Origin of the sequence: Zobellia uliginosa (assembly GCF_900156625.1) — a bacterium.
In the GTDB taxonomy this organism is placed as follows: domain Bacteria; phylum Bacteroidota; class Bacteroidia; order Flavobacteriales; family Flavobacteriaceae; genus Zobellia; species Zobellia uliginosa.
Window position 1 is genome coordinate 1 of the sequence record NZ_FTOB01000001.1, and the last position, 13,404, is coordinate 13,404.

The following is a 13,404-nucleotide window of genomic DNA, read 5'->3' on the forward strand; positions in this document are numbered from 1 at the left end:
TTTGGCTATAGATGATAGTGAATCTGAAAGCATTTAACTTTTTGGATTCAAAGATCGGCCAATTTTAACCTCTCCACAACTTTTTGTGTTGAGCCATTGTTACCTGTCTACTAATGCATTATCGTAAAGCCCCATCAACTTTTACACACCTTGTCCGTCAGCAATGGAATTACATTTAATACCAGTATCTAAATACGGAAGGAGGTCAGAATGACGTACCATTATGAGAATCCCAATAAAGTAAGCTAAAATAATCATTGTTTAGCAACACAGGCACTTTTGGCTTCCTAACCAAAACGCTTCTTCAAAATAAAAAAGAACTTCACCCCTTTAGTTAGCCTAGTAAGGTTTAGTCAGAAAAACACGTTGAATGCTTGATTTTACAATCTGAACAATACCTGAACATATCTATAAATCCGATAAACTTTGCTAAGGGTTAAGAAGGTTTCCGATTTCGCATAACCTTATTAAAATACAGGAATAGCTATGCATATAGCAAACCTTCGTCATGTTGAAATTCCAAATTCTCAAATTTTAAGAAAGCACATCCCCGAACCAACTTAATATTTACTGCTTTTTGGTTAAAACTGACCAACGACTAAAAATAGAAAAGCTATGTCCAGTTTTTATTGAGGCCATATTTTACAACCCACATTTATAATCTGATAAATTTATCCCATGATTTTTTTCAATAATTAAATACTTAATCCATTTCAATGACATATTACTACTGTCATTTAAATGCCAACTACCTAATTCATTATTATGAAAGGACAAAAACCAAGATTTATGAAAATGAACGCCCTCCTGTTCTACTTCCTATTAGGAATCAGCTGGGCGCACGCACAAGAAACCATTTCAGGTGTTGTAACAGATCAACAAAGAACTCCCTTACCAGGAGTCTCTATTGTTGTAGAGGGCACTAACAAGGGTGCAGTAACAGATTTTGACGGTAAATATTCGATTACCGCCTCGGCGGGTGAAATATTGGTATTCTCTTACTTAGGCTTTAAAACTGAAAAACGTTCGGTTTCTGCCAACAACAACACCATAAGCCTATCTATGGAAGAGGACTCTCAACTTCTAGAGGAAGTTGTTGTTGTAGGTTATGGAACACAAAAGAAAAAAGAGGTAACCGGGGCCGTTGCACAAGTTGCGTCTGAAGAATTGGTTAAAATTCCAGTATCCGATATTGGAGCTGCCATTCAAGGGAAAGTCTCCGGAGTAAACATTCAAGCTGTTAGTGGGCGGCCAGGAGAAGCTGCCAACGTTCAAATTAGAGGTTTGGTATCCATAAATGGCGGAGAGCCCCTTTATGTGGTAGATAATATTCCTCAAGAAGGAAATCCTAACCTTGCTCCAGAACAAATAGAATCCATAGATATCTTAAAAGATGGCGCTTCAGCTTCTGTTTATGGAGTTCGCGCCGCTGGTGGAGTAATCCTGATTACAACCAAAAGAGGTAAAAAGGGTAAAATGAAAATAGACCTAAATACCTTTACTGGCATTCAAAACATTACTTCAGGAACACCTTTATCGAATACGGTAGATTTTCTTTACAACAGAGAAACTACTGCAGAAGTAGGAGGAGATGAGCCACAGACATTTTTATTGGATGCAAACGCACTTGACTGGGATACGAATTTTGTCGATGAAGTCCAAAATGACAATGCCATAATTCAAAATGTATCTTTTAACTTATCTGGCGGGGCAGAAAATTTAACCTATAATTTCAATACCACTTACTACAAACAAGAAGGGGTTTTAATAAGTTCCGATTTTGATCGATTAACAAATAGAATTACCGGACAATTTACTAAAGGTAAATTTAAAGCTTTTGCTTCCGCTAGCTTAACTACCGAAAACAGAAAACAAGAACCATGGAATTTATTCGGTTTTGCCATACAAAATGTACCACATAGTGCCCCTTTTGATCAAATAAATAAAACCGGAGAAAATACCGTACTCATATCTGCTGCCAACGAAATCTTCTATGGTTTTCTTTCAAGGCAATTGGATAATGTTGATGAAAGAGAAAATAAGAGTAATAGTATATCTCTTAATTTAGAATATGAGGTTTTAGATGGTTTAAGTTATAAATTAAATTTAGGTCGTAATGAAGGACAGTATTTTAGAAAGTTCTTTCAGCCACAATACCTTGCTTTAGATAGAAATGGAAATTTAAGTCCTGCAGCCTCTACCCTTAATGCAGAATTAGACTATAACTATTGGTTCTCCAAAAGAGAAACCATTGAACATATTTTGAACTACAAAAAATCTTTTGGGCTACACAACTTTGATCTTTTAGGAGCTGCTTCTTATGAAAAATATAGGTGGCGAAGTCTAAACGTAGGAACTGTATTTGCCGATGATGCGTCTAACGATGTTCAAGTATTAAATGCAGGAGCAGACCCTAAATCCCCTAATGAATTCCAAAACGGTTATACGCTTGCCGGTAAATTGGCCAGATTACAGTACAACTATGATGGAAAATACTTATTATCGGCAAGTTTTAGACGTGACGGTTCTTCTAAATTTTCCCCAGAGACAAGATATGGTAACTTTTATGGGTTTTCTGCCGGGTGGAATGTTACTGATGAAAAATGGTTTAATGTAGACGCCATTAATAATCTAAAAATTAGAGGAAGCTGGGCTCAAACAGGCTTTAACGGAATACCGGATTATGCCTTTATTCCATCTATAGAAGCTGGTGTCAATTATCCCTTTGGTACAGACGAAAATCTTGTAAATGGTCAAATACAACGTAGGTATGCCAACCCAAATGTGGCATGGGAAACTACCATTTCTAGAAACATCGGTTTTGAACTGGGGCTATTTAACAACAAGTTGAACATTACTGCAGACGTTTACCAGAACGATAAAGAAGACATGTTGATCAACGAGCAGACCGCACCTTCTGCAGGTTTATGGCAACCACGTGCCCAGAGCACATATGGTAGCGTAGCCCTTAATGCCGGTAACATGGTAAATAAAGGTGTAGAGTTTGCTGCCAACTACAAAGGAAAAATAGGAGACAAGCTAAACTTTGGCATATCAGGAACATGGACTCTTAACGATAACAAAATTACCAATTTAAATGGCAAGACGCTTGGGCAATCCGGGGGGACTATTAATAGAGATAATACAACCTTCTTAGCCCTAAACAATCCGGCCGGTTCTTTCTTCTTATTACAAAACGATGGTGTAATTAAAACTGAAGAAGAATTAACGGAATACCAACAGTTAGACTTAAGTGCTATAAGCTCTCCACAATTAGGTGATTTACGTTTTAAAGATATAAACGGAGATGGTGCTATCAATGACAAAGACCGTATATTCTCCGGTTCTGGTATTCCTCAATGGGAAGCGGGTCTAAATCTAAATCTAGATTATAATAATTGGGATTTATCCGTACAAAGCTATATGGCTTACGGTACTGAAGTGTACAATGGCAATAAAAATCTAGCCTATATAGGTGGGCGTCACCAAGATCAAGTTTTCCAATGGACACCACAAAACCCAGACTCGGACATTCCTACATTTAGACAAAATGAAGGACATTCCAATGTAAGAGGGTTTTCAGATTGGTTCTTAGAAGACGGAACTTATCTACGAATCCGGTCAATGTCCTTAGGGTATACGATTCCAAACACCCAAGACTACGGAGTTGACAGAATAAGACTCTATTTAAACTCTGTAAACCCTTTCACTTTTACGAATTATACGGGGTATGATCCTGAAGTAGGTGGTGACAGTCTATTTAACAGAGGTGTAGATAATGGCAACTATCCTATTGCTCGCCAGTTTATGCTAGGAGTTCAATTAAGTTTTTAAAAAATCAACTATGAAATCAATGAACAAAATAATAACAAAGAGTCTTGTACTTCTTGCACTAATTATTGCCAGCTGTAATGAAAGTACATTTTTAGACGAAGAAAATCCAAATGCTCTTACTGAGACAAACTTTTGGAAAAACGAAGGACATTTCAACGCTGCGCTCGCAGCCGTTTATGGCGCTTTACAATATCGTTCCGTTAGCGGTGCCGAATTAGTGCAGGAATTTGTGTTAGGAGATATTGCCGGCACAGAATCTTGGTATAGGCCTTATCCGTTTAGAAATTTAACCTATACAAATGGACAAATTCACTTAACGAACAAATGGGAAGAACTGTATGTTGGCATCTTTAGGGCAAATACTATAATTTCTCAACTCGAGGTAGTAGATGAAGAAACTCTTGATGATGAAGCCAGAGCGCAAATAGAGGGCCAAGCTCGTTTTTTAAGGGCTTTCTTTTACTTCCAAGTTGTTCATACTTATGGAGGGGCTATGATACATGATGGTGTAGCGCAATCCATTGAAGAATTGAGTAAACCTATCTCTAGTATAGAAGAAGTAAATACTCAAATAATCATTCCAGATTTAGAGTTTGCCATGAATAATTTACCAGAATCTTGGGAAGCTAACGATGTAGGTAGAGCCACTTGGGGTGCTGCTACTTCATTATTAGGCAAAACATATCTCTATGATGAACAATGGGGGCAAGCAGCCAATTTGTTTAAAGAAGTAATTGATTCTGGAATATATAGCTTGACCAGAAATATTGAAGATAATTTTTGGCATGAAAATGAGTTTAATGAAGAATCAATTTTCGAGGTAAACTATTCTTTCGATATAAAACCTGGCAATAGCGGTTTTGCAGAAGATGATACCACTGTTGGCGGAGCAGGGGCCGAATCCACTACACTTAGCACCGAAGTTGGGCACCTACAATACGGAGCATTTAATACAGTAATAGCTTCTTACAACTTGCACGAAATGTTGGTATACGATGAAGTAGACCCTAACAACCCTATAAACGATACGAACTTAGAGTCTAGAAGAATGAATGCGACCATCGCACCTAGAAATGGTGAAGGTGACTGGTACCTTGCCCCTTTTGCAGAAGCTAAAGCCAGTTGGGGGGGCGGACAAAGTGCCTATCTAAAAAAACACTCCAACTGGTACCATCTAGATGCAGAACCTCCAAGGGGCCGTAGTGGTATTAATTTTAGGCACATACGTTATGCAGATATTTTATTAATGTATGCAGAAGCTATTATAAATGATAGCGGAGATTTTATGACTGCCATAGAATATATAGACATGGTAAGAAGTAGAGCCGGTGTTTATACATTACAACAATATATGGATATGAACGGTGGTATGTTTCCACAGCTCCACGTAAGTAAACAAGTTCATGGAAACCATCCTTTGGTCGCAGCAAATGCACAAACCGTATTAACGCATATTCAACGTGTGGAGCGCGCAATAGAATTATGTTTTGAAGGGCACCGCTATAAAGACTTAGTACGTTGGGGCATTGTTAAAGAAGTTTTTGATGAATTACGTGCCGATGAAATTTGGCGTGAAGCTAATTTGGACGTGACCGGACAAGGTGAAGCCCCACTATTTATATCAGGAAGGGTTAGACCAGATTTCATTCAATCCTCACAAAATTATCGCTCGGCGCAACATGACTACTTTCCAATTCCTACTGGAGAAGTATTAAACAACCCTAATTTAAACAACTAAAACCGCTAGACATGAAAAAATATAATATCCTAAGTGTACTCTTCATCCTAGCTCTGCTTGTCTTCAGTTGCGAAAAAGAAGAGGAGCTGAACATAAGTGATGTGAACCATAGAATTATCGTAACATCCGAAATGGATTTCCAAAATAAAGTAATCGTTGGAGGTCATATAGATTTTGGCGATATCTCTAGAGGAGTTAAAACTAGAACATGGACTTTCCCCGAAAACTCCCGTATTTCAGGAGAAAAAGGTAATACCTCTTCCAAAGAGGTAATAAAAGGTTTTTTTAATAAAGCCGGGGTATATGATGTTAAACTAAGCCAGACTTTTAAGGGCAATGTTTTTCGAAATGACGATAGTACAGTTCCAAGCGACTCTAAGCAGTTAGACACCACCATCGTGGTTACGGTAATTGATTCTATCAAATCTGTCTTAAAGGCTTATCATATAAATACAGATGGGAGTATAGGAGCTGAATTGGATTTGTCCAATGGAGCTGAAAATGAAATAGAAGCCAGTAACTCCATTCGATTAACCTACACCGCAATAGGCGAACCAGAAGCCATTACATGGTCTTCGGAAGGAGGAAAACCTGCCACTATAAATTCTGGGGCAGAAGAAGAGGTAGACATGCGGTTCAATAGGCTAGGGTCTTGGGATCTTGAATTTATTGCCTCAAGGTTTAGACCCACCGATGCGGACACCCTTTCCTTTGAGAAAGTAATAAAAGTAATACCATCTTCCGCTCCGGTAACTCTGGACAGAGTGGCCGAACGTGAAGATAAGGTTGCTTTGGAATTCAGCCGTGAAATTGACGGAAGCACGGTAAATCCAGCCGATTTTACCGTTAGAATAGAAAATAACAGAGATGCAATGAATCCTATCCTGATCAATCCTGTTATATCGGCAGCAACCATAGACAAGAACGAAGCCAATATTGTTATTCTTGATTTAAGTGGAGAACAACTTTACAATGATGATCAAGTTTATGTAAGCTATACTCCCGGAAAACTTACAACCGTAGATGAAGTGGAGTCAGAAGCATTTACCGATGTTCTATTGACAGATTTTGACCAGCTCGCCAACCTTTACCCTTCTACCTCATATGATTATGGATTAGAAACATCAACTACTGATAATTGGGCTTACCTAGGCTGGGGAGGCCATTGGGGCGAATATGATTTGGATATTGGCGTGGTTAACACACGCACCGGAACCAAGAGCCTCGATATCAATTTTAGACCCAACGGTGGTATGATTGTTGAACATAGAGATGCCGGGGGAAACCCTGTTGTTATAACCCTTGAGGAAGGTAAAAGATATGAGTTTGGCTACTGGATATATGTAGAAAGTGACTTATCAGGCGTTCCTTCAGGCACTGAATCCTCTGATATTAGGATATATCCTTCAAACTGGGCTTTTGAACTGATTCCTACCGTATTCACTCCTGACCTACCTACCGGAGAATGGGTATATCAAAAACAAGAATTTGATGCTGGTTTTACAGGTGAAGTTAGTTGGTTCGTCAGAGGATATAATGAGTTTAACCCACAAGCTATTAAATTTTATATAGATGATATGTTCTTAGCAGAAGTACCTGTTAGACCATAAGCCCTCCCCCGAGTCTTAGCCTTTTTTTAATTGTAAAATGGGCAGTCTTTAAATAGGCTGCCCATTTTTAATTAGAAGCTATATATTATTTCTTTTAGGTATTATTTATGGTTCATATTCGATATAGTGTTTTTATATTGTGGACATAAAATCAATAAGATTTTCTCCTTTTTCTAATCCAAGTTTCTTTCTTAACCTATATCTCGACGTATGTACACTTTCTATTGTGATACCCAATAACGAAGACATTTCTTTGCTAGAAAATCCTAACTTTACTAGAGCGCAAAGCTTTAGGTCTGTTTGTCCCAAGTCTGGATATTTACTCCTAATTTTCTTGTAAAAATCCTGATTTATAGATGTAAATCTAGCCTCAAATTCCTTCCAATTTCCACCTGGGGAATTTTGAAAACCTTTGAGCATATTATGAATGGCCTTTGCATCTATCGCATCACTTTTAGAAATATTCTGCTTTAATTTGGAAATAAACTCTTCTTTTTCAATCAATTGAAGAGCAGACGCCGTTAGCTCTCGATTTTTTAACATCATAACCTCATTGGTCTTTTGTTTTTCCAGTTTGTGTTTTCTCCTTAGGTTTCTAAAAAGAAGAACCCCGTACAAAAACATAAAAACCACTACTACGCCCATTAAGATATTTTGTAAGAAGCCAATTCTCTTTTGATCTTCCAACTTCGCTATACGGACCTCTTTAAGTAGCGCCTTTTCCTTTTCTTTTTGAAGTCTATAACGATCCTTTATTTCAAATAAATGCTTATGATTTTTACTTTTTCTTCCAAATATATTTTCGTTTAATTCTTGCGCTTTATTTTTATAAAAAAATGCTTCTTTGAAGTTGTTTTGATTATAGTACAACTCGGACAAAACCTCATAGTTGAATAGCTTGTAACCTAAATGCTTATTGTACATTTCCGAAAACCTAAGCGATTCTTTATAATACCCTAAGCTCTCTTCAAAATCTCCCTTTAGTTTGTGCACCTCCCCTATTAAAAAATAGACAATTGTAAGGTATGAAGGGCTCTTCTTTTCAAAAAAGAGTCTAGACTCGTTTAAGGTGTTCAAGGCGTTTTCATAATTTCCTGCAATGGCATCAAGATAACCCTTCTCCGTTTCAACGTAATACGATTTTTTATTGGGGTCAATTTTTTTTAAGGACAGTTCACAACTATCTAGATAGGTCTTTGCCATTATATAATTATGGTTTACCCTATAACAATTTACAATAGCAAAGTAGTTACTGACCAGATAATCCCGACTTATTTTTTTCTCTTTAAAAAGCTGTTTTTTGAGCTTAAGGGACATATTAAAATAACGCAATGATTCTTCTTCCCTTCTATAAGCCGTATACAGCCAACCTAACTCTTGATAAATACGGGATTTTGAAATATCATCATTGGATAGATCGGCTAAAATCAATGCTTCCCAATATCCATCATAAGATTTTCCATAATCCAATACATTATCATATACCGCAGATAACTGGCACAGATTGTTAATTAAATTTATGGTATCCTTTTGTTCTGCATAATAGTCAATTCCCGCTTTCAGGTAATAGATAGCACTATCTAATTTTTTTGCGGTGAGTTGGTTTGCCTTCTCTATATACTTATTTGTTCCATAAGGTTCTTGGGCCTTGGCATACAAACTGATAAAAAGAAAAACCGTAATAAGCATTAGTGGCAATCTCGAACGCTTCATCATATCTAAATATTCTTATTCCCTAATAAAAATCAACTAAACACCATGAAAGACAAGACTGAACATGTCTTTTGGTGCCGTAGTCCAACTCAATATAATATTTGATGAGTTGTAATTCATGAAAATTGGGTCGGTTTTTAAGAATGTTCAGTTTTTATTCATTAGAAAATAGAAGTTTTTACCCGCTATTAACCAATATTTGTCAAAATACTTGAACGAAAATTATTGATACGTCAATTTTACATCAGGATTCCCCAAACGGAAAAAGTAGAACCAAAATACATGAATTGAAGAGAGAAGGTGAAATAAGCACATCAAAAACCTAAAAAAGATAAATAGACCAACTGGTAAAGGATGCGCTAATTTCAAAACAAATGATGAAAAGCAACATTACCAAACAAAACAACGCGAAAAATTAAAAAACTATTAACGCCTATAATGAAGCTGTTTTTTGCAAAGAAAAACAGGCAACCATTATGCCCCCCGACTTCGAATTAAACCACAAAATCCATATAAATTAAATAACACCCAATACAATGATTTCCAAAACCAAAACAATCTTATATCCGTTTCTTTTTTTCGCTATGCTATCATACCATAGCTATGCCCAGGATACTACATATGACCAGAAGACACTAGACTCACTAGGAGTGACCCAATCTCAAATAGACCATTTGGGTATTACGGATATAAATCACTTAAGCGCCGCTTCTAAAAGGGCCTTAAAATGGCCTACCGATCTTGGCAACGAATGGTTTATTCAGTTTTCAAACTTAAAACCGCTAAAAGGAGATTTAGCCTATGAAGAAGGTGTTGTTCGTAGGGATCCCAGTGCCGTAATAAAGGAAAATGGCAAATATTACGTATGGTATTCCAAAAGTACGGGACCAACGCAAGGGTTTGGAGGCGATGTTGAAAATGACAAGGTCTTTCCGTGGGACCGTTGCGACATTTGGTATGCAACTTCAAAAGACGGCGAAACTTGGAAAGAAGAAGGACTAGCCGTACCTAGAGGCAAAGCTGGGGAATATGATGACAGATCTGTCTTTACCGTTGAAATCATGAAACATGAAGATAAGTATTATTTGAGCTACCAAACCGTTAAATCTCCCTATACCGTACGTGTCAAAAATCAAATTGGCCTAGCTTGGTCCAATTCTCCAGACGGTCCTTGGACAAAAAGTAAGGAACCTATATTAAGTCCTGCCGATAATGGTATTTGGAAAGGCGAAGAACAAGATAGGTTTGCCGTTGAGCGAAAAGGTGACTTTGATAGCCATAAGGTACATGACCCTTGTATTATTCCTTTTAACGGCAAGTTTTATCTGTATTACAAAGGAGAACAAATGGGAGAAGAAATTACATTTGGCGGAAGACAAATACGTCATGGTCTTGCCATTGCAGACAAACCTGAAGGACCTTACATAAAATCACCTTACAACCCAATTAGCAATAGTGGCCATGAAATTTGTGTTTGGCCATACAACGGCGGAATTGCGGCTCTCATAACTACAGACGGGCCAGAAAAAAACACCATTCAATGGGCACCTGATGGTATTAACTTTGAAATAATGTCGGTCATTCCCGGAGTTAGCGCACATGCCATTGGCTTAAACAGAACCGCGGACAATGAAAAAGAACCTACGGAAATATTACGTTGGGGACTATCTCATATGTACAATAGCTGGGATTACCAAAGTATTATGAGCTTTACCTCGGAAAGAAAAACCCAACATAGGGCCAAAGGAGAATAAAATACGAGTTGAGTTTAATTAGGCAAGGACAGTATGTTACATGTAGCTACTGTCCTTTTTAATAAGTTAAATGTCCTTTAAACCTCATATTTACAAAAATGTAACACCCATTTGAACAAAAGATATCCCTAAGAAAATAATAAACCCCACTGTTTTATGACAGCAAAGGCCATAATTATAACTGGAACAAAGATTGTTTTAGCACTGATAATAGTAAGTTTATCCTCATGCCAGCCCAGAGAACCAGAAACCTACGAAAGCGCTTCTTATAAACGTTTTCGAGAAAATCAGATTTCTTACGAAAAGTACAACGAATTCAATACTCAATTTACATTTAAAAAACTGCAAGGATTTGAAGACGGCGCAGAACGCTATTACCCGTCCAGTGTAATAGAAGCTGATAGTAAATATTACATGTGGTATTCAAAGCCCCAATCTAACAGTAAAGTGGTAGGCCCCAATGACGCTACCGATTCACTAAGGGCTTTTCACTGGGATTTGTGCGATGTTTGGTATGCAACCTCTACCGATGGCTTAAATTGGGAAGAACGGGGACTGGCAATTTCGCGTGGCACAGCTGGGCGTTACGACCACCGTAGCGTATTTAATCCTGATATTTTGTTCGTCAATGGCAAGTATTATCTAGTTTATCAAGCTGCAAAAAGTATTGATGATGCACGTTGGTCAAAACAGTTCAAAACATCCGGAGATTTTACGCCCAACGTAATTGGCATGTCCGTAGCCAGCACTCCGGCAGGACCTTGGAAAGCATTGGACGAACCGATTCTAAAACCAGGTCCTGAAGAAAGTTGGGATGCCGAGGTTATACACGAACCCACCTTTTTTGTTAAAGGAGGACAATATTTTCTATACTACAAAAGTCATGGCCGCTTACCATGGACCCCCAATGTATCACCGGGTAAGTTTAATAAAGAGCACGCCGATATACCCTTAGCCACAGGGGTTGCAACAGCCAATGACCCCGAAGGCCCATACATTAAATCTAAATACAACCCTGTTTTAATGGGCGGACATGGTAGCATGATATGGCCATATCGCAACGGTGTATGCGCTACCTTACCAGAAGGACCTGAAAGAAATAGCATCTTATTTTCTGAAGACGGAATAAATTTTTACCCAAGAATCCAAGGTTTGACCATTCCCAAAGGTGGTGGAGCTTACCGCCCTGGAAATTTTACCGATGTAAACACAAGCCCTGGTCTGGGGATAACATGGGGAATTAGCCACGAATTGTACCCCAATTATCATTTTGTGCGTTTTGAATGCGACTTGTCCTTAGAAAAAGGGAATAGGGTACGCGAAGAATATCAAATGGTCAAAGACTACATGGAAAATGACACCTATGACTATAATCCCAAATTGAATACCAGCACCAAATAGGCACCCAACCACTTATTGCGTCCCTAACACTACACCTACTGTTTTATGCCCAATAAGCGGAATATTCAAAGCTTGAACCCTTACCTCTATTCTAAATGAAAAATGAATTTCCCTTAAGTCATTAGGAATATGGTGAACCCGTTTTCCCAGAAGGTATCAAACAAGAACAACAAAGGACGTGCAAAACATAGCTACAAAAAGTAATTAGAAAAGGAAGGGGCCTGGTTTTACCACGCCCCTGATCCATACTAAACTAACTGAAAACTAACTCAAATTAAACAAACTTTTTGCACATTATATTTAACATAGTCCTATACCCATAGGTGGTTAAGCTTACTATTTTTCTTCAAGTTTCCAAGTACGCACCCAATCTACACGCATGGTATTCTTAGAATCGTCATTTAACTCTTCTTTTTGTGGCAAACCTCCTAGGTAACATTCTTCGGACGTCCATAAATCAAATATCAACTCTAGCTCTCTTGTAAAGTCTTGGTTAGTGGTAACGACACCAGCTGGTTCTCCGTTCAAATAAAATTGGACCGTTCTAGCATCTTTCCACCAGGCACCAACAATATGATAGGTTTCATCCCACGTTTTTCCTTTATTGGGATTTGCATCCGATAACATTCTAGTATCAAAATTATCCTCATGTCTTTCCGTAACACCATTTTTAGCAATAAAATACTGTGAGTTCATTTGGGTCGGAAAGTCCCACGGAGTCCATGGGTAGTTACTTGGTTTCGTAGTTTGGTCACTACACTCAGGAGTTGGGTTTGCATTGCTCTCTACAATGTCAATCTCATCCCTATCATTAATATCGCCATTGTTCAGCCAAAAGGTATTGAACGCAGAAATACTTGAGGTTTTCATACTACACTCCGTATACATAGGATAACTTATTTTAGTTTTAGAGTGAACCCTAGCCGTTTGAAACCATTGGGAACTATCCTCATCCAAGGTGGCCTGAATATTTAGTTTGCCATCTACCACGCTAGAGTTTTCACTTCGCATAGACACCGGAGTGTTTCCGTAATTCCAAAAAGAATTAAACCACTTTTCCTCATTCCATGTATCAAACTCATCGGATAGGGCTTCCACCTTTACCCACTCCATTCCCTCCGGGGTATCATCAACTACAGAAACAAACGAAGGTAAATCAGGGTCCAAATCGGAAAGTTGAAAAGGTTCTATCTTGTCTTCCTCCTTATCGTCTCCCTGCACGGGATTTTCAAGATCCTCATCCATTTTCTCTTCATCGGGTGAATTTGACGAACATGCAATAAACGCACTTATAATACTACAAACCAGAAACACATTAATCTTCATATGATACTACCTTTATAATTAGTCTTAA

Annotated in this window: 7 protein-coding genes; 5 read left to right on the forward strand and 2 right to left on the reverse strand. The window is 38.0% G+C overall.

Annotated elements, in window-relative coordinates:
- Positions 1–765 precede the first annotated feature (765 nt).
- From BW980_RS00005 to BW980_RS00015, 3 genes are all read left to right on the forward strand, one after another.
- Positions 766–3,834 (forward strand): SusC/RagA family TonB-linked outer membrane protein, encoded by a 3,069-nt coding sequence (locus tag BW980_RS00005; RefSeq protein WP_076452938.1) that lies wholly within the window; start codon positions 766–768, stop codon positions 3,832–3,834.
- Positions 3,835–3,844: 10 nt separating this feature from the next.
- Positions 3,845–5,572, forward strand: coding sequence for a RagB/SusD family nutrient uptake outer membrane protein (locus BW980_RS00010; RefSeq protein ID WP_076452939.1), 1,728 nt, complete (start codon positions 3,845–3,847; stop codon positions 5,570–5,572).
- Between the two features lie 101 nt (positions 5,573–5,673).
- Positions 5,674–7,182: a hypothetical protein gene (locus tag BW980_RS00015; RefSeq protein ID WP_139327558.1), complete on the forward strand. Its 1,509-nt coding sequence runs from the start codon at positions 5,674–5,676 to the stop codon at positions 7,180–7,182.
- A gap of 132 nt (positions 7,183–7,314) precedes the next feature.
- Here the strand turns inward: BW980_RS00015 and BW980_RS00020 are convergent, their stop codons facing one another.
- Positions 7,315–8,652, reverse strand: coding sequence for a tetratricopeptide repeat protein (locus tag BW980_RS00020; RefSeq protein ID WP_139327559.1), 1,338 nt, complete (start codon positions 8,650–8,652; stop codon positions 7,315–7,317).
- An 827-nt stretch (positions 8,653–9,479) separates the two neighbouring features.
- On the opposite strand from BW980_RS00020, the gene BW980_RS00025 reads away from it, so the two are divergent.
- Both BW980_RS00025 and BW980_RS00030 read left to right on the forward strand, forming a co-directional pair.
- Positions 9,480–10,649, forward strand: a complete 1,170-nt coding sequence (locus BW980_RS00025) for a glycoside hydrolase family 117 protein (protein WP_076452942.1) — start codon at positions 9,480–9,482, stop codon at positions 10,647–10,649.
- 156 nt (positions 10,650–10,805) lie between these two features.
- Entirely contained in the window at positions 10,806–12,050 is a 1,245-nt protein-coding gene (locus BW980_RS00030) for a glycoside hydrolase family 117 protein (RefSeq protein WP_076452943.1), read from the forward strand.
- A gap of 336 nt (positions 12,051–12,386) precedes the next feature.
- Here the strand turns inward: BW980_RS00030 and BW980_RS00035 are convergent, their stop codons facing one another.
- Entirely contained in the window at positions 12,387–13,376 is a 990-nt protein-coding gene (locus tag BW980_RS00035; RefSeq protein ID WP_076452944.1) for a LamG domain-containing protein, read from the reverse strand.
- Positions 13,377–13,404 lie beyond the last annotated feature (28 nt).

Bases quoted from the DNA above. Each gene is read 5' to 3' on its own strand.
- BW980_RS00030 (WP_076452943.1), top strand. From the start codon at position 10,806: ATGACAGCAAAGGCCATAATTATAACTGGAACAAAGATTGTTTTAGCA.
- BW980_RS00005 (WP_076452938.1), top strand. From the start codon at position 766: ATGAAAGGACAAAAACCAAGATTTATGAAAATGAACGCCCTCCTGTTC.
- BW980_RS00025 (WP_076452942.1), top strand. From the start codon at position 9,480: ATGCTATCATACCATAGCTATGCCCAGGATACTACATATGACCAGAAG.
- BW980_RS00010 (WP_076452939.1), top strand. From the start codon at position 3,845: ATGAAATCAATGAACAAAATAATAACAAAGAGTCTTGTACTTCTTGCA.
- BW980_RS00035 (WP_076452944.1), bottom strand. From the start codon at position 13,376: ATGAAGATTAATGTGTTTCTGGTTTGTAGTATTATAAGTGCGTTTATT.